Genomic DNA, 23151 nt, shown 5'->3' with positions numbered 1-23151 from the left:
CGCATCCTTTTCCCGTTTTGTTTTTTGGTTGTTAGCGTGCGGTTCCCCGCAGGATCATGTCGGCTGCCTTTTCGGCGATCATCAGCGCCGCGGCGTTGGTGTTGGCCGAAACGATGGTTGGCATGATCGAGGCATCGACCACGCGCAGCCCGTCAAGGCCGTGGACGCGCAAGGTGTGGTCGACCACCGCATTCGCGTCCGTTGCCGGACCCATCTTGCAGGTGCCCACCGGGTGGAACACCGTCTGCCCGCGGTTCCTGGCGAATTCGAGCCAATCCTCGTCCGATGTTATGGCCTTGCCGGGGTGGAGTTCGACGCCGCGATACTCGTCGAACGCCTTGTTCTCGACGATGCGACGGCAGATCTTCATGCCCTCGATGATCGTCTGCCCGTCCGTGGGATCGGTCAGGAAGTTGGGGTGGATCTTCGGCGGCGCCTTCGGATCGGACGAAGCGACGTGAATGTGCCCGCGCGAATTGGGCCGCGCGATGCAGACGTTGACGGTCATGCCCGGATAGGGATCGAGCTTGCGGATCGTCGGGTCCGAATAGCTCGCGGCAATGAACTGGTACTGGATGTCGGGCGCGATCACATCGGGCCGTGTCTTTACGTAACCGCAGACCAGCGCCGGTGACGAGCTGAGGATGCCGCGACCGGTGAAGGCATAGCGGATCGCTTCCTTCGCGACATAAAGGCCACGGCTGCGCTCGTTCAGCGTGATCGGCTTGGTGACCTTCCAGATCATGCGCACGGCGAAGTGATCCTGCAGGTTTTCGCCGACACCAGGCAGCGCATGGCGCACGGGAATGCCCGCTGCCTGAAGCACGTCAGGCCGGCCGATGCCCGAAAGCTCGAGAATCTGCGGTGATTGCACGGCGCCCGCCGAGACGATCACTTCGCCCTTGGCGCGAACCTTGGTTTCGGCTCCGCCCTTGACATAAGTGATGCCGATGCAACGCTTGCCTTCGAAATCGAGGCTCGTCGTCATCGCGTCGGTGACGATCGTCAGGTTCGCACGCTTCTTCGCCGGGTCGAGATAGGCCTTGGCCGAAGACCAGCGGCGACCGTTCTTCTGCGTGTACTGGAGGTGGCTGAAGCCTTCCTGCTCACCGCTGTTGTAGTCGGGGTTGTAGGAAAAGCCTTCGCCCTGCGCAGCCACGAGGAACGTTTCTGGCAGTTCGTGGCTCTCGGTGCCACGCGTCACTTCCATCGGGCCGGAATGGCCGCGCGTCTCGCTGTCGCCTTCGGGGAAACGTTCCATCTTCTTGAAATAGGGGAGAACATCGTCGTGCGACCAACCGGCGTTGCCTGCCTGCGCCCACTGGTCGAAGTCGCTGGGATCGCCGCGCACGTAAAGCATACCGTTGATCGTGCTCGAACCGCCAAGGCCACGGCCGCGCGGAATCGGGATGACACGGTCCTTGGTGCTCTTTTCCGGTTCGGAGGAGAAGCGCCAGTTGTAGTTCGGATTGTTGAGCACCTTGGGCAGACCTGCTGGCACATGGATCCAGATGTTCCGGTCGGGCGGGCCTGCTTCGACGAGGAGCACGCGGTGCTCGCCGCTTTCGCTCAGGCGGTTCGCCATGACGCAGCCCGATGTACCCGCGCCGATAACAATGTAGTCGAACTCTTCCATTTGTCGGTCCCAAACCTCCGCACGACATGCTTCAGGCGAACGGCGCGCGATACGCGCCCGGATCACGTGATCCGCCCAGCTCTTCCGCTGGCCTCTCAACCCGGTTGCGCATTCTATAGACAACGTTACCTCAGAATTCTACCGTCTTTTTGAAAGAGCTTTGTTATGCTTGTTTTCCAGATGGATAGGCTGATTTCATCGAGGTGCGCGAGGACATCCGTCCGCCCGATCGTGTATGCCTTGTCGAAGGGGCATCAAAGTGGTTTGCGCTTGCTCGTGATGGGGGTGGATGTGCGATTGTCCTTGCCTCTTTCAAAGCAGAACGTTGCCGGATCGCAGCACTGCGAAAAGCGCTTTCCGACCCGAGTTGCGCGTCGCCAAAGGCGCAAGAAGACTGAGGCATTCAGTGAAGCACGCCAGAATGTCTTGGGACCTGAAATGTTTGGAAGGGTGATGGTGGGCCCGGCAGGATTTGAACCCGCGACCTAGCCGTTATGAGCGGCCAGCTCTAACCGCTGAGCTACAGGCCCATCGCCGTTGCCGGTACAAGGACAACCCTTGCTTGGCAAGGCGCAGTGGTCAGACCTTCGCTGCGGATATTACATCTCGCAGGCAAGCAGGGCGGACCCCGCGCTTTTGCAGGTATCCAAATACCCCGCGCCACCAGTCATAGAACGCATCGAGTTCATCCTCGTCCCGCACATAAGGGGTGAGCCCCGGCCGCAGCGAAGGACTGTGGAAAGAAAACACCAGAATGGGCAAGCCATCGTCGAGGGCCATGTCGATGCCCTTGATCGCTTCGTCGAGCGTCACACCTTCGGGCGTCAGCGGGATGCGTTCGAGCAGGCCCAGCCGCGCCAGCGCGCCGCGCAGACGAGGCACGCGCCACAGCGCCGGATAGACCGTGCGACCCTGTTGGCGCAGGAGGCCCCAAAATACCGTGGTCAACGGCATTTCCATCAGGCCATTGCGGCGGTCGATCCACCAGGGGCGCAAGGGATGATCGCGAAAGTTGGGGCCGCCGGTCGAACTGTAGTCGAAGCGAGAGCGTACCGAGGTGTCGATCGCGACCCCGCATTCCGAGAGGATCGAGGCGGTCTCGGAACCCACCCCGTATCGCCCGGCGCGATAAACCTGCGGTGCCACGCCGAATGCTTCCTCGATCGTGTCGCGCAGTTTGCGGAACTTTGCGCGTTCCAGATCGGGGGGAAGGTTACCCGAAAAGCTGTTGTGGACGTTTACGTCCTCATCGTACGGGGGGCTCACCCAAGGGTGCAGCTGCACGCCGACTTCCGCGCGCCCGGCTTTCACCGCGTCGCCCAGAACTTGTGACGCGCGCGGATCACTCGCCACCGGATAATCGATCAGATAGATCGGCACGATCCCGAGGCCCTCGCAGAACTGCTGGAACTTGGCGATGCGCGGAACGTGATCCAGACCGTGGCTCGTCCGGTCGAGCGGCTTGCTCCAGTCGAACTCTTCTTCGGTGTCGACTGTCAGGACGAAGCGCGTGCCGAAAGCGGCATCAAACCGGACAAAGTCCGCCTCGCCGGGCATGCGCAGGATTTCCGGGCGCTGGTCCACCATTTCCCCCTGGTTCAACCCGCTGCCGACGTATTGCCGGAAAGCGAAGGGGTAAGGCTCTGATTCTTCTCGGTCAAGTGGGGCAGGCCAACAAGGATGCGGTCCTGCTCGCGCCTCAGCGAACCGCCTCCAGCTTCGAATTCTGCACGCGCAAGGCGCAGGGCAAAGCCATTGCCGAGCATGGCAGAGGCCGCAAACAATCCCCCGCTTGCACCAGCATCGGGCGCGAACAGCGCGGCATCGTCAAGCCGCTGCAACGATGCGGGCAAGGTTAGCGAGAGCAAGGCTTGCTGCGCTTGTTCTTCAAGCGCGATCGCGAGCCGTTCGCCGGGGGCAACGCTGGCCGCAATGACCGAGAACACCCGCCACACCGAGCGTTCGATCTCGTCGGGCGCAAAAGCGACCGGCAGGGCATGGGGCGGCATGGCCACGCTCAGCCGCACATTGCGCGCTGACAAAACGGGCGAGATCTGCTCGACCAGACGCGCAACGACCGCGACGACATCGGCTTCCCCGCTGTCGATGTCGAGCGTCCGGCTTTCGAGCTTCACCAGTCGCTCGACCTCTTCGAACCCTGCCAGCATCTGTGCGGCATCCGCAGCGATGGTGGCGGCCATCGCGCGATACTGGTGTGGCGTTGCGCCAAATACCTGCTGCTGGATCACTTCGGCAAAGCCCTGGATCGCGTTTATCGGCGTACGCAGTTCATGCAGCAACTGGCGCAGGCGATCGGCATCTGCCGCGGCACTCGACGGGCGCGCGCCGATTTCTGCCGCCACGACAAGCGGCCGGCGCAGGCGCACGAGGTATCCGGAAAAGCGCCCGCCGTCCCTTGCGAACACGGGTGTTCCATCCACTTGCCAGAAGCCCGAAACCTGATCAGCACCTTCTACCGCAAGCTGGCCGGCACTGATCGGCTGGCGCTGGCGGAAGGCGCTGGCCATCGGCTCGTCGCAATGGACCGCTGCGCCGGGATCGGTCACGAACAGCCGCGTGCCTATCAGCATGCCCGGCGGATCGATCGCGGCGTGCACGACCACGCCATCCGCATCGGTGCGCACGTCGATGGCCTTGGGCGGCATGCGTACTGGAGCAGCATCGTCGACGAAGGGCAGGAGCGGGGCCACGCCCCCTGGGCTGGCAGGCTGGACGGATTGGTCGCGTTCCTCGCGCTTGCGCCGGAAAGCCTCGATCCGCCGAACGATTGCACCGATGCCCTCGTCCGGCACTGACAACGGCTCGAGCGCGGGCGTTTTCGTGGGCAGGGGAGAAATGTGGTCGGCAGGAAGGGAACCGGGCACGGCTGCCGCAAGAGGCACGGCTTCCGCGACTGGCACGGCTTCCGCGACAGGTGGCGCAACTGCCAATCGTTCCGACTTTGCCACTTGCTCAGGTTGCGGCAGAAGGAAGTCGTTGATGCCCAGACGTGATAGCTGTTCGCGCACCCGGTCGCCCAGATCGGTGCGGTGGCGCAGGAAGCCGCGCGCGGCGGTGGGCAGACGGGGAATCAGCGCAAGCCAGTCCTCTTCGGCCAGTTGAGCCGAGGCGATCGCGGCTGCGGCGGTGCGCGGACCCCCTTGTGCGAAATGATAGACCAGTACAGCCGAGCGATGCGAGGTCGCGCGCAGCACGCTGGCGCATTCCTCGTCGTTCAGCAGAGCGGTCAGCGATTCGAGCCGTTCGAGAGCGGCGGCATGCCGTCCGCTCCACGCGGCCAGCGGCACCACTCCAAGTAGATCAACGATCTGCCGCATCTGGGTGCGGCCCGCCATTTTTCCGGCCACGCGGGTACGCAGCACGGTGTCAAGGCGGTCATCGACGATCATTCAAGCTCCGCATCAGGTGCGCATCGGGGCCGTAGCGCGAAGCTCCGGAGAGCCCGTCTAACCTATCGAAGGCTAACAAATCGTGGCCAGTGACAAAAGGTTGCTATCCACTGCGTTGCAATGTGGGACGATTGCGATATGAAACAACAAAATTATCGCCCGATGTTCGATTTTGTGCGGAAAGTTGCAAGATTCGCCACTTTCCGAAAGCTCCGGCGGGCGAATGTGAAATGGATGAACAGAAGGCATGGCAACCTTGGACACGATCGATCGGCGCTTGCTCGCCGAACTTCAGGACGAAGGGCGCGTAACCAACGTTGAACTGGCGCAGCGCGTCGGCTTGACCGCGCCGCCTTGCCTGCGCCGCGTCCGTGCGCTTGAAGATGCCGGTGTGATCAAGGGCTACCATGCCGAACTCGATGCCTCGAAGCTCGGCTTCGCCATCACCGTCTTCGCGCTCGTCAGTCTCAAGAGCCAGGCCGAGGAATCGCTCCGCCAGTTCGAAGATCACATGCGTACGCTCGCCGAAGTGCGCGAATGCCACATGCTCAACGGTGAGATCGATTTCATCCTGAAGATCGTCAGCCGCGACCTGCAGAGCTTCCAGGAGTTCCTGACGAGCAAGCTCACGCCCGCGCCCAACGTCGCCAGCGTGAAAACCTCACTGACGATTCGCACCGCCAAGCAGGTGCCGGGCGTGCCGCTGGAAGATTGAGGCCCAGCCCCCTGACATCTGTCAGGGCCGCGATTACCGCGAACCCGCCGCTTTCTCGTGGTGGCGAATCACTTCCTGAATGATGAACCGCAGGAACTTTTCGGAGAATTCCGGATCCAGCTTGGCATCTTCTGCCAGTCGTCGCAGCCGCTCGATCTGGCGTTCCTCGCGGCCCGGATCCGATGCCGGCAGCTTGTTTTCGGCCTTGTAGGTGCCCACAGCCTTGGTGATGCGGAAGCGCTCCGCCAGAATGTGGATCATGGCAGCGTCGATATTGTCGATCGACTGGCGATAGCCTGCCAGCACCTGGTCTTCACTCATTCCCATACCCCGTTGAACACAGTCATTGGCCCAATTGGCCGCTACCGTGCAACTTGCGTCTTGCCAAGCGCCGCCCTTGACGCCAAGCGGTGGCCCAAGATGACCGCGACCATCCATACCCTGCCGCGCAAGGCGGAACCTTCGCTCACCCCGATGATGTCGCTGGTGGCCGAGGGCATGAACAGCGTCAACGCCGTGATCCTTGATCGCATGCAGTCACGCATTCCGCTGATCCCCACGCTGGCCGGTCACCTGATCGCAGGCGGTGGCAAGCGCATGCGCCCGATGCTCACGCTCGCCAGCGCGTCGCTGCTGGGTTACGGCGGGAGCCGCCATTACAAGCTGGCCGCCGCGGTAGAGTTTATCCACACCGCCACGCTGCTGCACGATGACGTCGTCGACGGTTCCGACATGCGCCGGGGCAAGAAGACCGCGAACATCGTCTACGGCAACCCGGCCACCGTGCTCGTCGGCGATTTCCTTTTCAGCCGCAGCTTCGAACTCATGGTCGAGGACGGCTCGCTCAAGGTCCTGCGCATCCTGTCCAACGCCTCGGCTGTCATTTCCGAAGGCGAGGTCGACCAGCTCGTCGCCCAGCGCCAGATCGATACTACCGAGGAGATGTACCTCGACATCATCGCGGCCAAGACGGCCGCGCTGTTCTCCGCCGCCTGCCGCATCGCAGCCGTCGTAGCAGAACGCCCGGAAGCGGATGAACTGGCGCTCGATTCCTACGGTCGGAACCTTGGCATCGCCTTCCAGCTTGCCGATGACGCGATCGACTATGATTCGAACGCTGCCGAGATGGGCAAGGACCAGGGCGACGATTTCCGCGAAGGCAAGATGACCCTGCCCGTCATCCTCGCCTATGCGCGCGGCAACGCCGAGGAACGCGAATTCTGGCAGCAGGCCATTGCAGGCGACCGGTCGAGCGATGCCGATCTTGCCCATGCGATCGAACTGATCCGCCGCCATGATGCCGTCAACGCCACGCGCGAACGGGCCCGCATGTATGCGCAACGGGCGATTGACTCGATTGCAGCGTTCCCGGCCAGCGCGGCAAAGGGCGCAATGACCGAAGCCGCCGAATTCGCCGTCGCACGACGGTTCTGACGCCACCCTCGAATTCCGGAGCAACCCATGCAGCATCGTCGCCTTGGCAAGTCTGCCATCGTCGTGTCCGACATCAGCATGGGCACGATGACCTTCGGCAGCCAGACTGACGAGGCTGCTGCCCTGCGCATTCTTGATCGCAGTTTCGAAGCGGGCATCAATTTCTTCGACACCGCCGAGGGCTACCCGGTTCCGCCCGACATCAAGTGGGTTGGCCGCACCGAAGAGATCGTCGGCAAGTGGCTCAAGACAAAGCCTCGCGATGCAATCGTGCTGGCGACCAAGGTGTCCGGCCCAAGCCACGTCTGGTTCCGCTCGCCCTGCCGCGAGGGCATGACCGCGCTCGATCGGCGCAACATCATTAGGGCCGTCGAGGCGAGTCTTGCAAAGCTCGGCACCGATTACATCGATCTCTACCAGACGCACTGGCCCGATCACGACACCCCCTATGACGAGACGATGGAGGTGCTCGACGAGCTGGTCCGCGCGGGCAAGGTGCGTATCACCGGGTGCTCGAACGAGACGAGCTGGGGCCTGATGAAGTCGCTGGCCAGCGCCGAGCGCCTCGGCACTGCCCGCTATCAGACGATCCAGAACAATTTCAGCCTGAACAACCGGCGTTTCGAGGATGAACTGGCACAGGTCTGCCGCAAGGAAGGCGTCAGCCTGATCCCCTATTCGCCGATCGCGGGCGGGGTGCTGTCGGGCAAGTACAACAACGGTGCGCGGCCCGAAGGCGCGCGCTTCTCGCGCTATCTCGCGATGGAGGGTCGGCAGGCGCAGATGGGCCGCCGTTTCGTCAACGACCGATCGCTCTCGGCTACGGAACGGTTCATGGCCATCGCTGCTGAGGCGGGGCTCAATCCGGTAACCTTTGCGGTCGCATGGTCGAAGCAGCACGATTTTGTCGCCTCGACCATCGTGGGCGTCAGCGCCGAGGACCAACTCGATCCCATCTTTGCAGCAGCAGACCTCGTGCTTCCCGCCGATGTCATGAAGGCCGTCGATGCGGTTTCGCGGGACATTCCCTACCCGATGGGCTGAATTACTTGCGCCGCCCGAAACGGCGCCACAGCCAGTAGCAACTCCCGCCGCACACTGCGCCAATGCCAAGAATGGCGGCACCAATCATCGCCCCGCTGAACAGGATGCCGGTGGTGAGTGCCACCACGAATGCCAGCGTGGTCTTCATGCAGCGGCTCTATAGCACCGCGTGTCCCGAGCGAAGCTGAACGTTGCATGTGCCGCCCAATCCCCCTTAAGGCGACCGGTGTGAGCGAGCTGCCGATCCACGCCGTCCTGCCCGACCTGCTCGCTGCTCTGCGTGCCGGGCCCAGCGCGGTGCTGATTGCACCTCCGGGTGCGGGCAAGACCACCGCCGTTGCCCCTGCGTTGCTCGGCGAACCGTGGTGCGCCGGGCAGGTCATCGTCCTGTCGCCTCGCCGCGTGGCGGCACGGGCCGCAGCCGAACGCATGGCCGAACTTCTGGGTGAAGAGGCGGGCGGTACGATCGGCTACGTGACGCGTCTTGATGCCAAACGCTCTGCCCGGACGCGCGTTCTGGTCATGACCGAGGCGATCTTCGTTGCCACGATTCTCGGAGATCCCGAATTGTCGGGCGTCTCCGCCGTCCTGTTCGATGAAGCGCATGAGCGGCACCTCGACAGCGACCTCGGCCTTGCCCTAGCAATCGAGGCACAAGGCGTCCTGCGCGATGACCTGCGGCTGGTCGTCATGTCGGCGACCATCGACGGTTCGCGCTTTGCCAGCCTGCTTGGCGATGCGCCGGTGATCGAGAGCGCGGGGAAGGCGCATCCCCTTGCGTACAAGTGGCTGGGTGCTCGCCCGGACGTGAAGGTCGAGGCTGCCATGGCCTCGGCCATTCAGACCGCGTGGCGTGAAGAGCAGGGCGATATCCTCGCCTTCCTTCCCGGCGTCGCACAGATCGAACGGACCGCCGACCTGCTGGCCGAACGCCTGCCCGCTGCCCTGATTCTGCCGCTACACGGACAAGTCGAGCCCGCAGGACAACGCGCAGCGATCAAGCGCAACCCGGATGGCCGCCGCCGTATCGTTCTCGCCACAAGCATCGCCGAAACGTCGCTCACGCTCGATGGTGTTTCAGTCGTCGTCGATGCAGGGCTTTCACGGCGCGCCGAGTTCGACAAGGTCGCGGGCGTCACGCGCCTCGTGACCACCCGCGCCAGCCAGGCATCCGCGGCGCAGCGCGCGGGGCGCGCCGCGCGTCAGGGACCAGGCGTTGCCTATCGGTTGTGGGAGGAAGCCGCTCACGCCGGTCGTGCGCCGTTCGATCCGCCCGAGGTCACGACCAGCGATCTTGCACCGCTTGCGCTCACGCTCGCGCAATGGGGTGCAGGTGATGTGGCAGCGATGGCGTGGCTTGATCCTCCCCCGGCGGCATCGCTCGGCGCAGCGCGCGCCAGCTTGCAGGCTCAGGGTGCGCTCGATCCCGAGGGACGGATCACACCCCACGGTCGCGCCATGGCGCGCATGCCAATGGAGCCAGCGCTTGCCCACATGCTGCTCTACGCCGCGACACGCGGGCAGGCCGACGAGGCCGCGCGGCTCGCGCTGTTGCTGCAGGAGCGCGGGCTTGGCGGGCGCAGCGAGGATCTCGCGCGCAGGATCGAGCGCTGGTCGAGCGAGCGCGGCTCTCGCGCCGAAACCTCGCGCAAGCTCGCCGCGCGCTGGGCTGCCCTTGCCAGGAAGGTCATCGGGCAAGGCAGGTCGCCCGATGTCCCGGTCTCGGTCCTGCTCGCCGAAGCGTTCCCCGATCGCATAGCGCGCGCGCGCAGCGCTTCCGGAGAAGAGTGGCAGTCGTCCGGCGGTCGCGGCTATCGCCTCGATCCTGCCTCGCCGCTCGTCACCGCCCGCTGGCTGGTGATCGGCGATGCGCATGGCGAGGCGAGGGGCGCGCGCATCACTTCGGCGCTTGCGCTTGATGAGAGCGATATCGCTCGCCATCTCGCGCACCGCATCGAAGAGCATCACACCCTGTCGTGGAATGCGACTGAGGAGCGTGTCGAGGCGCGGCTCGAGAGGCGTCTGGGCGCGATCGTGCTCGCCCGTATTCCGGATCCCCGGCCCGATCCCGAAGCGGTGACCGCTCTGCTGATCGCGCAGGTGCGCGACGTCGGATTGGCGGCCCTGCCACTGGGCGAGAGTGCCCGCGCATTGATCCAGCGCGCCGGATATGCTGGCATCGCACAGCTTTCCGAAGCAGCGTTGCTCGAAAGTCTGGACGAATGGCTCGGCCCACTGCTTGCAGGTCGTCGCGATCTGGCAATCGGCGCGGGCAAGCTTCACGATGCGCTGGTCGGTCTGCTCGACTGGAACACCAAGGCCGAGTTCGAGCGACTGGCCCCGGCTGAGTATCGCTCGCCCGCCGGAACCTCCCACGCGATCGATTATGCCCACGAAGGCGGACCCTGCGTGGAGCTGCGCGTGCAGGCGCTGTTCGGGCTCGACCGTCACCCCTGCATCGGCCAACCGCCGCGCCCCCTGCTGCTTTCGCTCACCAGCCCCGGCGGCAAGCCGATCCAGACCACTGCCGATCTTCCCGGCTTCTGGCGCGGGTCGTGGAAAGACGTCTGCAAGGACATGAAGGGGCGCTATCCCAAGCACCGCTGGCCCGACGAGCCTTGGTCCGAAGACCCCAGTCTCAAGACCAAGAACGCCTTCAACCGCTCGCGCTGACCGCCCGCCCGCAGCCTTGTTGATTCCCGGACTTGATTCCGTGCGCGATTCGACGCAGTGCAGCGCCCATGTCAGCACGGATCTATCAGCGCCCGAAGAATGCCATGCAGTCCGGCAAGGCCCGGACCAGCGACTGGCTCCTGGAATTCGAAGCCTCCGAGGCCAAGCGCCCCGATCCCCTGATGGGCTGGGCCGGCTCGGGCGATACGCAAGCGCAAGTCGTGCTGCAGTTCAACACCGCTGAAGACGCGCAGGCCTACGCCGCGCGCTACGGGATCGAGGCGCACCTGATCCCGACCCCGCCGCGCAAGCTCAAGCTGCAGAGCTACGCCGACAATTTTCGTTAAGGACTTGTCCGGCCTTCGGGGCTGGACAAACTTCCGAGACCTCTCCATATGCCGCGCCGGGAGTCGGTCGGACGCTTGCGTCCGCCAACCTGGTCAGGTCCGGAAGGAAGCAGCCACAACGGGTTGCGGCGGGTCGGCCGGCTCCTTTTCCCTTTTCCACCCATAACGCATTGTGCCCTTCGACAAGGGGGCACACAGTTCCTACATAAGGCGCGATGGGCGATTCATCTGACATGTTTGGCGACGAGCCGAAGGACACGGCCGAAGGCACTGGTCCCAGCGCGGCCGAACTCGAGGCGGCAGGGCAGTCCTCGATGTTCGGCGATCCCGCGCCCGCCGAGCCACAGATCGAACGTGCGCCAGCCAAGGCTCCGGCGCCCGCACCGACGGCAACCGTCCAGCCCTACCGCGTCCTTGCCCGCAAGTACCGATCGCAGACCTTTGCGGAACTGATCGGGCAGGATGCGATGGTTCAGACGCTGGCCAACGCGATCAAGCGCGACCGGCTTGCCCACGCCTTCCTGATGACCGGCGTGCGCGGGGTCGGCAAGACCTCGACCGCGCGCCTCATCGCCAAGGCGCTCAACTGCATCGGCCCGGATGGGCAGGGCGGCCCGACGATCGATCCTTGCGGCGTGTGCGAACCGTGCCGCGCTATCGCCGAAGGCCGCCACATCGACGTGATTGAGATGGACGCCGCTTCCAACACCGGTGTCGACGACGTGCGCGAGATCATCGAGGCGGTGCGCTATGCAGCCGTCTCGGCGCGCTACAAGATCTACATCGTCGACGAAGTTCACATGCTTTCGCGCAATGCTTTCAATGCCTTGCTCAAGACGCTCGAAGAACCACCGGCGCATGTGAAATTCCTCTTCGCGACGACGGAGGTCGACAAGCTGCCGGTCACGGTCCTGTCCCGCTGTCAGCGCTTCGATCTCAAACGCATCCCTGCGCCGCTGCTCGCCAGCCATTTCGCGATGATTTGCGAAAAGGAAGGCGTCGAGGCAGAGTCTGAAGCGCTGTCGATGGTTGCTGCCGCAGCCGAGGGCTCGGTGCGCGATGGCCTTTCGATTCTCGATCAGGCGATCAGCCACGCGGATCTTCTGGGAAGTGACGACGGCGCGACCCGCGTTTCGGCCGACCAGGTTCGGCAGATGCTGGGCCTTGCCGACAAGTCGATGCAGCGCCGCCTGCTCGAGGCCGTGCTTTCGGGCAAGGGCAACGCCGTGCTCGAGGAAGTCGCCCAGCAGTACTCGCTCGGGATCGAACCCATCGCGATGATGCGCGCGCAGATGGACGTCGTGCATCGCGTCACCGTCGCGCAGATCGGCGGCGTCGGGCCCGACGTGCGTTCGACCGAAGAGCGCGAGGCGCTCGAGAGCTGGGCCAAGGCACTTACGGCAGGCCAGTTGCATAGGCTCTGGCAGTTGCTGCTCAAGGGCTATGAGGAAGTGAAGACCGCGCCTGACCCGCTGGTCGCCGCGCAAATGGCGCTGCTGCGCGTCATGCACGCCTCCGAGATGCCCGATCCGGGCAGCCTTGTCCGCAAGCTCGAGGAACTGAGTTCGCGTCCACCCGTTGCGCCCTCATCGATGGGTGAGGGGGGTGCCGCTGCAGCACCTGCCGCACCCGTTGCCTCCGTCGATTGGGAAGCGCTGGTCCAGCAGGTCGAGCATGTTTCCCCGCTCGTCGGGTCCACGATGCGACTGGCCGTACGGGTGATTGACCTCAAGCCCGGTCATCTGCGCTATCAGCTCGTGCCGGGGGTGCCCGGTGATCCGGCAACCGATATCCGGCGAGCGCTCAATCACGTGACCGGCGAGAACTGGCTGGTCGAACGCGGTGAGGGCGACGCCAGCCCGAGCCTCGAAGAGGCCAGGGCGGCAGTTGTCGCCGCTCAGGCCGAGGCCATGAGGCAGGACCCGCTGGTCAAGGCCGCACTCGAGGCTTTCCCCGGCGCGGTCATTGTCGATGAAGAAAGCTCGCGAGAGCACGAGAAAAGACCTTGGAGCAAACGCGCATGAAGTCGATGGAAGAGATGATTCAGGCCGCACAGCAGGCGGCGCAAACCATCCAGAAGCAAATGGAGGACGCGCAGACGACGCTCGACGGCATCGAGGTCGAAGGTGCAGCAGGCGGCGGTCTTGTCCGCATCCGCGCCTCGGCCAAGGGGCGTGTCATCGGCGTGGCGATAGACGACAGCCTTCTTGCTCCTTCCGAAAAGGGCATTCTCGAAGATCTTGTCGCCGCCGCGTTCAACGATGCGCGTGGCAAGGCCGATGCTGCCGCGGCCGAAGAAATGCAGAAAGTGCAGATGGCTGCCGGCATTCCGCCGGGCTTCAAGCTGCCGTTCTGATCTGCTTTCTGCCCCCACTTGAGGAATTCTGATTGAGCCTGACTGTCCTGGCCAGTGCGGCACTCCTTGCCACCGCCCCGGCCGTTGCGGCCGAGACGGTCGCGCAAGACGTTGCCCCGAGCGCCGATAATTCCACCAGCCCGACCGAACCCGCGCAGCCGCAGGCTCCGATGCCGTCCGTGGTCGTGCCGCTGCCGGCGTTTGCACCCGGTGGTCCCGCGTCTCCTCCGGCGCCGTCGATCGATCAGATCAGCCAGCCGCAGGATGCGATCGTCGTCTCAGGTGAGCGCACGCCAAAGCAGGACCCGATGCAGGCGGTCAATCAGGCCTCCTATCAAGCAGTCCAGGCGGTTGACGGTGCGGTCGTCGCGCCGCTGGCCATGACGTATCAGAAGAGCGTGCCCGCTCCTGTGCGCAAGGGCTTGCGCAACTTCCTGCTCAACCTCACGGAACCGGTCGTCGCGCTCAACTTCCTGCTGCAGCTTAAGCCGGGCAAGGCTGCTGAAACGCTCGGTCGTTTCGCGATCAATTCGACCATCGGCATCGCTGGACTGAACGACGTTGCCGCCAAGAAGCCGTTCAACCTGCCCTACCGCCGGAACGGCTTTGCCTACACGATGGGCTACTACGGCATCGGCTCGGGCCCATACATGTTCCTGCCGCTGGTCGGGCCGACGACCCTGCGCGACGTGATCGGTCTCGGCCTGGATCGCTTCCTGATGCCTTTTGCGGTCGGCGGACCGCTGAAGCACCCCGCCTATGTCTATGGTGGATTCGTCGTGCGCTCGCTCGACGACCGGGTGGAGAATGACGCGCTGTTCAAGCGAATTCAGGAAGAATCAAATCCTTACGCCAGCTACCGCGAACTATACCTGAAGACGCGTCAGGCCGAGATCGATGCGCTCCACGGCAGGGCGGACTTCCAGCAGGAAGGCACCGTTGTCCTGCCGCCTGCTGCGCCGGCGCCAGTCACACCTTCGATCACCACGATAGAACCGCCAGCGCCCCCCGCGCCCGTGTTCGTGTCGGAGCCTGTCGTGCAGCCGCTTCCGGCCGGCTATCGCTCCCGCAGCTAGAGCCTTTCCGACCTATATCGAGGCACCGTCACGGTGCCTCGATATAGGTCGGAAAGTCTCTAAGACCGGTCAGCTTTCCAGCAGAAGCGAGAAGTCGCGCAGGACCTCCCAGGCCTTTCCGGGGCTGATCATGAGTTGGTTGTCGCTTTCGAGCCCGGCAAGCCGACGGATCATCTGCGCAACTGTCGCGGCATTGCCTGCGCTCATCCCGTAGGTCGAAATCAAGACCTCGGGATTGTGCGAGAGGCTGTTTTCGAACAGCAAGTCCACGTTCTGGGGCTGGAAACCAAAGCCGAGGAACACGAGCCGCTTTGCACCCGCGACGGCAAGGCGCACTTCGCGCACGGCGTTGCGCTCGGCGCTGCGTTCGTTAAGCGATTTGAGCTGTGCGGCGATCGCGTGGAGATTCCACGGCTGCTCGACACCCCATTCGGCCGGCGGGCCCTCGCCCTTCTGCCACGGCAGGCGTCCGATCGCGCCATGCGGATGAATGATGTTGAGCTTTTCGGAGATGACGGTCTGTGCTTCCTTCAGCTCGATCCCGTAGGCCATGACCAGCGCATAGGGCAGGAAATGCTCGACCGAGCGGTCGTAGTTGAAATTGATGATCGTGATCTGTTCGAGCGTATGTCCGATCTTGCTGCGCGGCACGCCTGAGGTAATCAGCTGGCCCAGCTGGTAGATCCAGTATTCGGCAACCTTGCCCTGCAAGGGAAGTTCGCCGGGCACACGCGGGGTTTCGCGCAGCGACGCACGGGACTCGGCCTGTCCCATGAAAAACGCGATCGCCAGCTTGCCGCAGGCAACGACCATGGCATCGTGATCGTATTGTTCGAGAACGGAATCGATCGAACGTCCCAGTCTGCAGGCGTTGCGCAGTCGTTCGGCAGCCGCCGCCACATCCTTCACCGGCTTGTTCATGCGCTCGGCAAGTTTGTAGACGTTGCGCAGGAGCAACTGGCCGTCACGCGTCGAGGTGTCCGAGCGCGAGCGTTCGAAGTCATACCCCTGGATGATGCGCGAGAGCAGTTCGGCGTTTCCCGGGAACTGCAATTCCGCGCTGGCGCCCGCGCCGACGATCAAGGTTGTCCGTGTACGCAGCATTCCAGGTAGCAGCCCCCGCATTCCCTGCTGCCTGCAATGAGGGATTATGCCTAAGATCAGGTTTACAATATCTGCATGTTTGCAGCCTCCCCTGACGAGAAGGTGTTCCACAGCCGATATGGCGCAAACCATTGCGACACGGGCGGAGCGCCCCCATATCCAGGGAAAGCGCCGGGCGACGGGCCCGGTTGGACGGAAACGAAGTGCCCATGAATCTTTATCCTCTGCTTCCCCTGCGCGACATCGTGGTTTTCCCCGGCATGGTCGTGCCCCTGTTTGTCGGGCGCGAGAAGTCGGTGGCCGCGCTGGAGGCGGCGATGTCGGGCAACAAGGATATCTTCCTGCTCGCCCAGCTCGATCCGGGCTGCGACGATCCCGATCGCGACGATCTGTACGATACCGGCGTGATCGCGTCGGTTCTCCAGCTGCTCAAGCTACCGGATGGCACCGTCCGCGTGCTGGTCGAAGGGCGTGACCGCGCCAGCCTGCAGAACTTGCGCGAGGAAACCACTTCCAACGGCGCGATGCTGGTCGCGCAAGTCGAACAGATCGATCCAGTCGTTGCCGAAAGCACCGAAATCTCGGCCATGATGCGCTCGGTCGTCGATCAGTTTGCCGAATATGCGAAGCTGTCCAAGAAGCTGCCGCAGGATGCGGGCGGTCAGCTGGGCGATATCGAGGACGCCGGCAAGCTTGCTGATTCCGTTGCCGCCAACCTTGCCGCCAAAGTGGGCGACAAGCAGGCCGTGCTGTCCGAAAGCGACCCGCTCAAGCGCCTCGAGATGGTGCTCTCGTTCATGGAGGGCGAGCTCGGCGTGCTGCAGGTCGAGCGCAAGATCCGTGGCCGCGTGAAGCGCCAGATGGAAAAGACCCAGCGCGAATATTACCTCAACGAACAGTTGAAGGCGATCCAGTCGGAACTGGGCGGCGGTGACGAGGGCGAAGCCAACGAAATTGCCGAACTGCAGGACAAGATCGACAAGCTCAAGATGTCGAAGGAGGCCAAGGCCAAGGCCAATGCCGAGCTCAAGAAGCTCAAGGGCATGCAGCCGATGAGCGCCGAGGCCACCGTCATCCGCAACTACCTCGACGTGCTTCTCGGCCTGCCATGGGGCAAGAAGAGCAAGCTCAAGAAGGACTTGCCCGCAGCGCAGGCGGTGCTCGATGCCGATCACTATGCGCTCGACAAGGTAAAGGACCGTATTGTCGAATATCTCGCGGTCCAGGCGCGCACCAACAAGCTGAAGGGGCCAATCCTTTGCCTCGTCGGTCCTCCGGGCGTGGGCAAGACCAGTCTCGGCAAGTCGATCGCCAAGGCGACCGGCCGCCAGTTCGTGCGCCAGTCACTGGGCGGCGTGCGCGACGAGGCCGAGATCCGCGGCCACCGCCGCACCTACATCGGCTCGCTTCCGGGCAAGATCGTCACCAACCTGCGCAAGGCGGGTACCGCCAATCCGCTGTTCCTTCTCGACGAGATCGACAAGCTCGGTCAGGATTTCCGGGGCGATCCGGCTTCGGCGCTGCTCGAAGTGCTCGATCCCGAACAGAACTCCAAGTTCCAGGATCACTACCTCGAACTCGATGTCGACCTGTCGGACGTGATGTTTGTCTGCACTGCCAACAGCCTCAACCTCCCGCAGCCGTTGCTCGATCGCATGGAGATCATCCGGCTCGAAGGCTATACCGAAGACGAGAAGGTCGAGATTGCCGAGCGTCACCTTATTGCCAAGCAGGTGGAGGCTCATGGGCTGAAGAAGAATGAGTTCGAACTCACCCATCAGGCCCTGCGCGACCTTATCCGCTTCTACACCCGGGAAGCCGGGGTCCGCACGCTCGAGCGCGAAATCGCGCGTCTTGCCCGCAAGTCGCTTCGCCAGATCCTCGAAGGCAAGACCAAGACCGTCACCATCACGCCCGAGAACCTTGATGAGTATGCTGGCGTGCGCAAGTTCCGCCACGGCGTCTCTGACGAGGAGAATCAGGTCGGGTCGGTCACCGGCCTTGCCTGGACAGAAGTCGGCGGCGAGCTACTGACGATCGAAAGCGTGACTGTCCCCGGCAAGGGTGCGGCGCGGACTACCGGCAAGCTGGGCGAAGTGATGAGCGAAAGCGTCCAGATGGCGTTCAGCTTCGTCAAGGCGCGCAGCCCGGCCTATGGCATCAAGCCTTCGATCTTCCAGCGCAAGGACCTGCACATCCACTTGCCCGAAGGCGCCGTGCCCAAGGATGGACCGAGCGCGGGCATCGGCATGGTCACCGCCATGGTTTCCACGCTGACCGGCATTCCGGTGCGCGCCGACGTGGCGATGACGGGCGAAGTGACCCTGCGTGGCCGCGTGCTGGCCATCGGTGGCCTCAAGGAGAAGCTACTCGCGGCTCTGCGCGGCGGCATCAAGACGGTGTTGATCCCCGAAGAGAACCGCAAGGACCTTGCCGAAATCCCTGCCAACATAAAGGAAGGTCTGGAGATCATCCCGGTCGCCCATGTCGACGAGGTGCTCGCACGCGCACTGACATCGCCGATCGAGGCGATCGAATGGACCGAGGCCGACGATCTTGCGACGCAGCCGGCCACGCCTGTCGGAAGTCAGGCCCCTTCGCAAACGGCACACTGAAGTAAAGTCCTCGCCCTTGCAGACGCAACGAAATTGCGCGCGCAAGGGGGAGGGCTCCAAAACCCCCGTAAACTGCACGGTCTTGGCCGTATTTCATCGCATTTACCTTTGACAGGTGTTCGTTTCTCGGCTCAATTCCCGCCACCCGAAAGGCGACTCAAACCCAAGCTTTCCCAAGAAAAAGATTTAGGGGGTTCCGCGAATGAACAAGAACGATCTGATCGGCGCAGTCGCCGATGCCAGTGGCCTGTCGAAGGGCGATGCGACCAAGGCGGTCGAAGCCGTGTTCGAATCGATCTCCGGTGCTCTGGCCAAGGGCGATGAAGTCCGCCTGGTCGGTTTCGGCACTTTCGCCGTTGCCAAGCGCAAGGCATCGACCGGTCGCAACCCGCGTACCGGCGAACCAATGTCGATCAAGGCGTCGTCGCAGCCAAAGTTCAAGGCCGGCAAGGGCCTCAAGGACGCCGTCAACTGACAGGCCTCCTGCTCGCACCAGCCTGATCACAGGCTGCCGGGCACAAGATAACAAACGCCGCGTCAGCCCGGGCTGGCGCGGCGTTTGTTTTGATTTTGGGGTGGCATCAGGGAGTGATGCGGACCAGTGCGGTGGGCGCGTTGGCAGTCCTTGCGTTCACCTTCCACTCCAGCTTCCGACCGCCCGGAACCGGTGCAGGCCCTTCGTCGGTGTTGTTGGCAAGGACCTCTCCATCGGTCACCAGCGTCAGCACGCCGTCGAGTGTCGGCATGCCGTCGCTTCCACTTTTCCCGTCCTTCCCGGCAGAGGCCGCCGCCATGCCCAAGAGCGGCGATTGCGACGCACCTGAGGCAAAGGCGGGAGCCTCGATACGCACCGTGCCGTCGGCGCGACGGATCAGAGACACGAAAGGCGTGACCATCGGCAGCTTTTCGACCGTCGGGAAGGTAAAGTCGTGATCCAGCTTGCCGCTAATCGCGTAATCCACCTCGAACCGGCCATCGCCCTTGTCGACCACCGATTTCCAGCCGCGCTGGCGGCGCAGGCGGTCGGCGAATTCCTGCGCGGCGCGCGGGTCGGACGGGTCGATCCCGCCGAGCATGGCCTTGGCCATTTCTTCGTCCGACTTCTTCTTTTCAGCGGCCGCCGCCTTGTCCGCCGCTACGCTCTCGGCCCAGATCCTTTTCTGCTCGGCAATCTCGTCACGCGAACACTCGCGCTCGTCGCCCGTTTCGTCACTGGTGCATGACGAGGGCTCGAACACGGCATCCTCGCCGCCCTTGTTGCGCTGCTCGGTCGCCATCTTTGACAGCGCCAGAAGATAGATCTCGCCCTTGTAGGCGAAACTGAAGGTGCCATCCTTGCGCAGGGCGAGGTCCGAGGTAAACGCGCCGGGGAGCAGCATGCAGCCCGCCAGTAGAAGCACACCTGCAATCAGCGCGACGATCGCTCCCGACCCTTTCATCCCGGCCCCCTGCCTTGCGTCAATCCTCGCGTGTTGCCACCGCATAGAGGGCGATGGCCGCCGCATTCGAGACGTTAAGGCTTTCGATGGCCGAGGCAATGGGCAGTCGCGCGATCGAATCGCAATGCTGGGCCACGTTGTGCCGCAGACCTTCGCCCTCCGCACCGAGCACCAGCACCACCGCTCCGGTGGGCAGGGCGGTGGGGAACACGCCCTTGCCATCGCCATCCAGGCCAATGCGCCAATAGCCCTGCTCGGCCATGCGTTCGAGCGCGCGGGCAAGGTTGACCACGCGCACCCACGGCACCACCTCGAGCGCGCCCGAAGCAGACTTGGCCAGCGTGCCCGATTCGGGTGGCGAATTGCGGTCCTGCGTGACCAGCGCGGCCACGCCGAAGGCCGCACAAGAACGCAGGATCGCGCCCACGTTGTGCGGATCGGTCACCGAATCGAGCACCACGATCGTGCGTCCCTCGGCTTCGTCGAGAATGTCGTCGAGCGCGACATCGTCGAGCGGCGCGACTTCGAGCACCAGGCCCTGGTGGGGCGCATCGCGCGCGACGAGGCGACCAAGATCGGCAGCCTGGGCATACTCGACCGGCAGGGTGCTCGGCAGATCGGCGTCGTTGTCGTCCAGCAACTGCTGAATCGCCTCACGTGTGCCCCACAGCTTTTTGGCTTCGCGATTGGGGTTGGTCAGCGCCGCCTCGATGGCGTGACGCCCCCATAGCCGCACGTTGCCGCCGCTGCCGCGCCCTGAGCCGCGACCGTGCTTGTTCCGGGCTTCGCGGCCACGCATGGCCTTGCCCTTGGGTTGATCGTTGTTGCGGGCCATCGGACACCTTTTCGACAATTCGAGGAAATTTCGTGCCGCGCATGCCAGCCTCCCCATTGACAGGCAAGTCTCGCTTCGCCAAAGGGGCCGCCTCTCGGCCGGACGGTCTCCTCGGAGATCATCAAATCGGGGCTCCTTTCGCAGGAATCCCGCACCGGCAGCACTGGTGTGGACAGGTGGCCGAGTGGTTAAAGGCAGCAGACTGTAAATCTGCCCGCGCAAGCGTACGCTAGTTCGAATCTAGCCCTGTCCACCACCATGCCTCTTCTGCCAGCCAGGCCTTCTGTCTCTCATCCGCGCCAGTCCGCCCGGTCGCGGCCAAGATTGCTTGTTCCTGCGCGCGCCAACGCCTAGATGGGTTCGATGTCCGGAGAAATTCTCGATAACCGTGGTCGCGGCACGGCCGGATGGTCTTGGCCATCCGTCCATCCCGAAGGCCGTAAATTTGCCCTGATCGGCGCAGCAGCAAGTGTAGGCGCAGCATTGATGGCTTGGGAGACCATTGCCTGGCCGCTCGCATTTCTGACGCTTGGCATTCTTGCCTTCTTCCGCGATCCCGTCCGCATCACGCCGCGCGACGAGACGATCGTCGTCTCCCCGGCAGACGGGGTCGTCACCTCGATCCAGAAAGTAGCGCCGCCGCGTGAACTTTGTGCCGATGATGGCAGCGGCGTGCGCGGCATGTCTGAGGCGCCGGTCACACGCGTGTCGATCTTCATGTCGGTGTTTGATGTCCACATCAACCGATCGCCGGTTGCCGGAACGATCCGCCGCGTGGTCTACATCCCCGGCAAGTTCCTCAACGCCGATCTCGACAAGGCGAGCGAAGAGAACGAGCGCCAGCACTTCCTCGTCGAGAGGCCTGACGGCGTGCAGGTCGGCTTTACCCAGATCGCGGGGCTGATTGCGCGTCGCATCGTGCCTTTCGTCAAGGGAGGCGACATCGTGGCGGGCGGGCAGCGGGTTGGCCTGATCCGCTTCGGCAGCCGCGTCGACGTCTATCTGCCGGCCGGGACCGAGCCCAGAGTCCTGATGGGGCAGACGACAATTGCCGGCGAAACCGTGCTGGCGGAAATCGGAGAGGCTCCGTTGATCGAAGGGATCGGACAATGAACTATCCCCCGGTCGAGGACCTCGAGGCGCCCCGCAGCCCCCGTCGCGGCCGCCTGCCTGGCGGGCTGACACTACGGGCGATGACGCCCAATGCGATCACTACTGCGGCGCTCTGCTCGGGTCTCACCGGTATTCGCTTTGCCGTTACGGCTGCGTCGGGCACCGATCCGGTGCTTGTGGCCGAGGACTGGCGCAGGGCCGTGGCCGCAGTGATCATCGCAGGCCTGCTCGATGGCATTGACGGGCGTATCGCGCGCCTGCTCAAGGCCCAGTCGCGCTTTGGAGCGGAACTCGACAGTCTTGCGGACAACGTGTCGTTCGGAGTTGCGCCTGCATTGATCCTGTTTCTGTGGTCGTTGCAGGAAGCGCCCCGCGTCGGCTGGTTCGCAGCACTTGCCGTTGCCATCGCCTGTGCGCTGCGGCTTGCCCGGTTCAATGCCCGGATCGACATCGAGGATCAGCCACACAAATCGGCAGGTTTCCTTACCGGTATACCCGCGCCGGTCGGTGCAGGTCTTGCCTTTCTGCCGCTCTATCTCTGGATAGCGACCGACAATTCCGTTTTCCGCCTGCCGATCGTCGTCGGTCCCTGGCTGGTGCTGATCGCGTTCCTGATGATCTCGAACATCGCCACGCTAAGTTGGACTTCGATCCGACCGCGCCGCAGCGTGCGGTTGGAGCTGATCGCACTCATGGGTCTCGTAATTGCCGCGCTTCTTACCGAGCCGTGGCTGACCCTCGTCGGGATCTGCGTAATCTACGTGCTGTCACTGCCTTTGGGTGTGATTCGCTATGCCCGCGTCAAGCGGCAGCGCGCAGCGAGCGTCCGGACCGAACCGCTTCCACCTGCTTGACTGCGCGACGCTGCACGCGGCGTGGTGCCTTGGTCGGCGTTGCCACGGCCATGTCCGGCCCGGTCGAAATGATCCGGACGAGGAATTCGCGATCCTGTTGGAGTGAGCGATAATCGGCAAGCAGAGACGAAATCTGCGCTCGGCGTCCCTGCATCGTCACGAAAACGGCAGCAACCGCGAAACTGGCGGCGGCGGCAAAGACGAGCGTGGAGAGCAGTGCGAGCATCGGCGCGATTCCTTGGCTTTCTTTCCCTTCGGCCCGTTCCTGACATGATCGGGAGAGACCTGTGGAAAACTTGTGGATTGCGGTATTGTTCCTGTCTGACCGAGGACTGATTCGGTTATGAACCTAATGTTCCTATTTTGTTCTCACGCGTCAAGCGTAAAATGCGGCACGTTGTTGCGAACGGTCGACGAGTGAACGGAAGCTTGCCGGCAATTTCCACCATTTCCGGCTGGATTTCCCTGTAATGCTGGTCTAAGGGCCGGCCCGCCGAAGG

General features: G+C 63.6%; 21 protein-coding genes, 2 tRNA genes and 1 other RNA gene. 14 read left to right on the top strand and 10 right to left on the bottom strand.

All coding sequences use genetic code 11. From position 1 onward, the window contains the following. Positions 1-31: 31 nt before the first annotated feature. From AC2A04_RS10815 to AC2A04_RS10800, 4 genes are all read right to left on the bottom strand, one after another. A complete protein-coding gene (locus tag AC2A04_RS10815) occupies positions 32-1636 on the bottom strand; it encodes a GMC family oxidoreductase (RefSeq protein ID WP_484212349.1) in 1605 nt (534 codons plus the stop codon). A 454-nt stretch (positions 1637-2090) separates the two neighbouring features. Beyond that, a tRNA-Ile gene (locus tag AC2A04_RS10810) sits at positions 2091-2166 on the bottom strand. Between the two features lie 49 nt (positions 2167-2215). Beyond that, positions 2216-3193 (bottom strand): polysaccharide deacetylase family protein, encoded by a 978-nt coding sequence (locus AC2A04_RS10805; protein WP_484212674.1) that lies wholly within the window; start codon positions 3191-3193, stop codon positions 2216-2218. A 41-nt stretch (positions 3194-3234) separates the two neighbouring features. Next, a complete protein-coding gene (locus AC2A04_RS10800) occupies positions 3235-5046 on the bottom strand; it encodes a histidine kinase dimerization/phospho-acceptor domain-containing protein (protein WP_484212348.1) in 1812 nt (603 codons plus the stop codon). A gap of 247 nt (positions 5047-5293) precedes the next feature. On the opposite strand from AC2A04_RS10800, the gene AC2A04_RS10795 reads away from it, so the two are divergent. Further along, complete coding sequence (locus AC2A04_RS10795; protein WP_484212347.1) at positions 5294-5761, top strand: Lrp/AsnC family transcriptional regulator; 468 nt, start codon at positions 5294-5296, stop codon at positions 5759-5761. A 33-nt stretch (positions 5762-5794) separates the two neighbouring features. Here the strand turns inward: AC2A04_RS10795 and AC2A04_RS10790 are convergent, their stop codons facing one another. Next, positions 5795-6082 carry a chorismate mutase gene (locus tag AC2A04_RS10790; protein WP_484212346.1) on the bottom strand — a complete coding sequence of 96 codons (288 nt, stop codon included), beginning with the start codon at positions 6080-6082 and terminating at the stop codon, positions 5795-5797. A 99-nt stretch (positions 6083-6181) separates the two neighbouring features. Between AC2A04_RS10790 and AC2A04_RS10785 the strand changes: the two genes are divergently transcribed. Both AC2A04_RS10785 and AC2A04_RS10780 read left to right on the top strand, forming a co-directional pair. After that, positions 6182-7195, top strand: coding sequence for a polyprenyl synthetase family protein (locus AC2A04_RS10785; protein WP_484212345.1), 1014 nt, complete (start codon positions 6182-6184; stop codon positions 7193-7195). A 27-nt stretch (positions 7196-7222) separates the two neighbouring features. After that, positions 7223-8239 (top strand): aldo/keto reductase, encoded by a 1017-nt coding sequence (locus AC2A04_RS10780; RefSeq protein WP_484212344.1) that lies wholly within the window; start codon positions 7223-7225, stop codon positions 8237-8239. A 1-nt stretch (position 8240) separates the two neighbouring features. On the opposite strand, the gene AC2A04_RS10775 is transcribed toward AC2A04_RS10780, so the two are convergent. Then, positions 8241-8387, bottom strand: a complete 147-nt coding sequence (locus AC2A04_RS10775; protein WP_484212343.1) for a hypothetical protein — start codon at positions 8385-8387, stop codon at positions 8241-8243. 80 nt (positions 8388-8467) lie between these two features. Here AC2A04_RS10775 and hrpB point away from each other — a divergent pair, with 80 nt between their 5' ends. The 6 genes from hrpB (at position 8468) to AC2A04_RS10745 (ending at position 14691) form a co-directional block, all read left to right on the top strand. After that, a complete protein-coding gene (gene hrpB, locus AC2A04_RS10770) occupies positions 8468-10912 on the top strand; it encodes an ATP-dependent helicase HrpB (protein ID WP_484212342.1) in 2445 nt (814 codons plus the stop codon). 68 nt (positions 10913-10980) lie between these two features. Further along, on the top strand, positions 10981-11259 hold the full coding sequence (locus tag AC2A04_RS10765) for an ETC complex I subunit (RefSeq protein ID WP_484212341.1): 279 nt from the start codon (positions 10981-10983) through the stop codon (positions 11257-11259). Positions 11260-11315: 56 nt separating this feature from the next. Further along, positions 11316-11410: signal recognition particle sRNA small type (gene ffs / locus AC2A04_RS10760), an RNA gene on the top strand. Between the two features lie 64 nt (positions 11411-11474). Next, positions 11475-13283, top strand: a complete 1809-nt coding sequence (locus tag AC2A04_RS10755; RefSeq protein WP_484212340.1) for a DNA polymerase III subunit gamma/tau — start codon at positions 11475-11477, stop codon at positions 13281-13283. Continuing rightward, the gene (locus AC2A04_RS10750; protein WP_484212339.1) at positions 13280-13615 is read left to right on the top strand and encodes a YbaB/EbfC family nucleoid-associated protein; all 336 of its coding nucleotides are present in this window, start codon (positions 13280-13282) and stop codon (positions 13613-13615) included. Before AC2A04_RS10755 ends, AC2A04_RS10750 begins: the two co-directional genes overlap by 4 nt. Before the next feature lie 32 nt (positions 13616-13647). Further along, a complete protein-coding gene (locus AC2A04_RS10745) occupies positions 13648-14691 on the top strand; it encodes an MlaA family lipoprotein (protein ID WP_484212338.1) in 1044 nt (347 codons plus the stop codon). 69 nt (positions 14692-14760) lie between these two features. Here AC2A04_RS10745 and AC2A04_RS10740 read toward each other — a convergent pair whose 3' ends face one another. Continuing rightward, positions 14761-15795, bottom strand: a complete 1035-nt coding sequence (locus tag AC2A04_RS10740; protein WP_484212337.1) for a hypothetical protein — start codon at positions 15793-15795, stop codon at positions 14761-14763. Between the two features lie 209 nt (positions 15796-16004). On the opposite strand from AC2A04_RS10740, the gene lon reads away from it, so the two are divergent. Continuing rightward, a complete protein-coding gene (gene lon, locus AC2A04_RS10735; protein WP_484212336.1) occupies positions 16005-18410 on the top strand; it encodes an endopeptidase La in 2406 nt (801 codons plus the stop codon). Positions 18411-18612: 202 nt separating this feature from the next. Further along, positions 18613-18885: an HU family DNA-binding protein gene (locus tag AC2A04_RS10730; RefSeq protein WP_484212335.1), complete on the top strand. Its 273-nt coding sequence runs from the start codon at positions 18613-18615 to the stop codon at positions 18883-18885. A gap of 106 nt (positions 18886-18991) precedes the next feature. Here AC2A04_RS10730 and AC2A04_RS10725 read toward each other — a convergent pair whose 3' ends face one another. Then, positions 18992-19849, bottom strand: coding sequence for a hypothetical protein (locus AC2A04_RS10725; RefSeq protein WP_484212334.1), 858 nt, complete (start codon positions 19847-19849; stop codon positions 18992-18994). Positions 19850-19868: 19 nt separating this feature from the next. Next, positions 19869-20684 carry a 23S rRNA (guanosine(2251)-2'-O)-methyltransferase RlmB gene (gene rlmB, locus AC2A04_RS10720; protein ID WP_484212333.1) on the bottom strand — a complete coding sequence of 272 codons (816 nt, stop codon included), beginning with the start codon at positions 20682-20684 and terminating at the stop codon, positions 19869-19871. Positions 20685-20854: 170 nt separating this feature from the next. On the opposite strand from rlmB, the gene AC2A04_RS10715 reads away from it, so the two are divergent. From AC2A04_RS10715 to AC2A04_RS10705, 3 genes are all read left to right on the top strand, one after another. Next, a tRNA-Tyr gene (locus AC2A04_RS10715) sits at positions 20855-20940 on the top strand. Positions 20941-21047: 107 nt separating this feature from the next. Further along, complete coding sequence (locus tag AC2A04_RS10710) at positions 21048-21797, top strand: phosphatidylserine decarboxylase (RefSeq protein ID WP_484212332.1); 750 nt, start codon at positions 21048-21050, stop codon at positions 21795-21797. Then, on the top strand, positions 21794-22651 hold the full coding sequence (locus AC2A04_RS10705; protein ID WP_484212331.1) for a CDP-alcohol phosphatidyltransferase family protein: 858 nt from the start codon (positions 21794-21796) through the stop codon (positions 22649-22651). The genes AC2A04_RS10710 and AC2A04_RS10705 overlap by 4 nt, the downstream gene beginning before the upstream one ends. Here the strand turns inward: AC2A04_RS10705 and AC2A04_RS10700 are convergent. Continuing rightward, positions 22599-22877 carry a hypothetical protein gene (locus AC2A04_RS10700; RefSeq protein ID WP_484212330.1) on the bottom strand — a complete coding sequence of 93 codons (279 nt, stop codon included), beginning with the start codon at positions 22875-22877 and terminating at the stop codon, positions 22599-22601. The two genes, AC2A04_RS10705 and AC2A04_RS10700, sit on opposite strands and share 53 nt — an antisense overlap. Positions 22878-23151 lie beyond the last annotated feature (274 nt).

It is taken from the genome of Novosphingobium sp. HNCC26DJ243, from assembly GCF_057180545.1.
The sequence above is the reverse complement of the archived record's forward strand: the minus strand, read 5'-3'. Positions and strand labels throughout refer to the sequence as shown.

What these genes read in the sequence shown, in the direction of transcription:
- AC2A04_RS10815 (WP_484212349.1), bottom strand. Translation starts at nt 1,636, where the DNA reads ATGGAAGAGTTCGACTACATTGTTATCGGCGCGGGTACATCGGGCTGC.
- AC2A04_RS10805 (WP_484212674.1), bottom strand. Translation starts at nt 3,193, where the DNA reads ATGCCCGGCGAGGCGGACTTTGTCCGGTTTGATGCCGCTTTCGGCACG.
- AC2A04_RS10800 (WP_484212348.1), bottom strand. Translation starts at nt 5,046, where the DNA reads ATGATCGTCGATGACCGCCTTGACACCGTGCTGCGTACCCGCGTGGCC.
- AC2A04_RS10795 (WP_484212347.1), top strand. Translation starts at nt 5,294, where the DNA reads ATGGCAACCTTGGACACGATCGATCGGCGCTTGCTCGCCGAACTTCAG.
- AC2A04_RS10790 (WP_484212346.1), bottom strand. Translation starts at nt 6,082, where the DNA reads ATGAGTGAAGACCAGGTGCTGGCAGGCTATCGCCAGTCGATCGACAAT.
- AC2A04_RS10785 (WP_484212345.1), top strand. Translation starts at nt 6,182, where the DNA reads ATGACCGCGACCATCCATACCCTGCCGCGCAAGGCGGAACCTTCGCTC.
- AC2A04_RS10780 (WP_484212344.1), top strand. Translation starts at nt 7,223, where the DNA reads ATGCAGCATCGTCGCCTTGGCAAGTCTGCCATCGTCGTGTCCGACATC.
- AC2A04_RS10775 (WP_484212343.1), bottom strand. Translation starts at nt 8,387, where the DNA reads ATGAAGACCACGCTGGCATTCGTGGTGGCACTCACCACCGGCATCCTG.
- AC2A04_RS10765 (WP_484212341.1), top strand. Translation starts at nt 10,981, where the DNA reads ATGTCAGCACGGATCTATCAGCGCCCGAAGAATGCCATGCAGTCCGGC.
- AC2A04_RS10755 (WP_484212340.1), top strand. Translation starts at nt 11,475, where the DNA reads ATGGGCGATTCATCTGACATGTTTGGCGACGAGCCGAAGGACACGGCC.
- AC2A04_RS10750 (WP_484212339.1), top strand. Translation starts at nt 13,280, where the DNA reads ATGAAGTCGATGGAAGAGATGATTCAGGCCGCACAGCAGGCGGCGCAA.
- AC2A04_RS10740 (WP_484212337.1), bottom strand. Translation starts at nt 15,795, where the DNA reads ATGCTGCGTACACGGACAACCTTGATCGTCGGCGCGGGCGCCAGCGCG.
- lon (WP_484212336.1), top strand. Translation starts at nt 16,005, where the DNA reads ATGAATCTTTATCCTCTGCTTCCCCTGCGCGACATCGTGGTTTTCCCC.
- AC2A04_RS10730 (WP_484212335.1), top strand. Translation starts at nt 18,613, where the DNA reads ATGAACAAGAACGATCTGATCGGCGCAGTCGCCGATGCCAGTGGCCTG.
- AC2A04_RS10725 (WP_484212334.1), bottom strand. Translation starts at nt 19,849, where the DNA reads ATGAAAGGGTCGGGAGCGATCGTCGCGCTGATTGCAGGTGTGCTTCTA.
- rlmB (WP_484212333.1), bottom strand. Translation starts at nt 20,684, where the DNA reads ATGGCCCGCAACAACGATCAACCCAAGGGCAAGGCCATGCGTGGCCGC.
- AC2A04_RS10710 (WP_484212332.1), top strand. Translation starts at nt 21,048, where the DNA reads ATGTCCGGAGAAATTCTCGATAACCGTGGTCGCGGCACGGCCGGATGG.
- AC2A04_RS10705 (WP_484212331.1), top strand. Translation starts at nt 21,794, where the DNA reads ATGAACTATCCCCCGGTCGAGGACCTCGAGGCGCCCCGCAGCCCCCGT.
- AC2A04_RS10700 (WP_484212330.1), bottom strand. Translation starts at nt 22,877, where the DNA reads ATGCTCGCACTGCTCTCCACGCTCGTCTTTGCCGCCGCCGCCAGTTTC.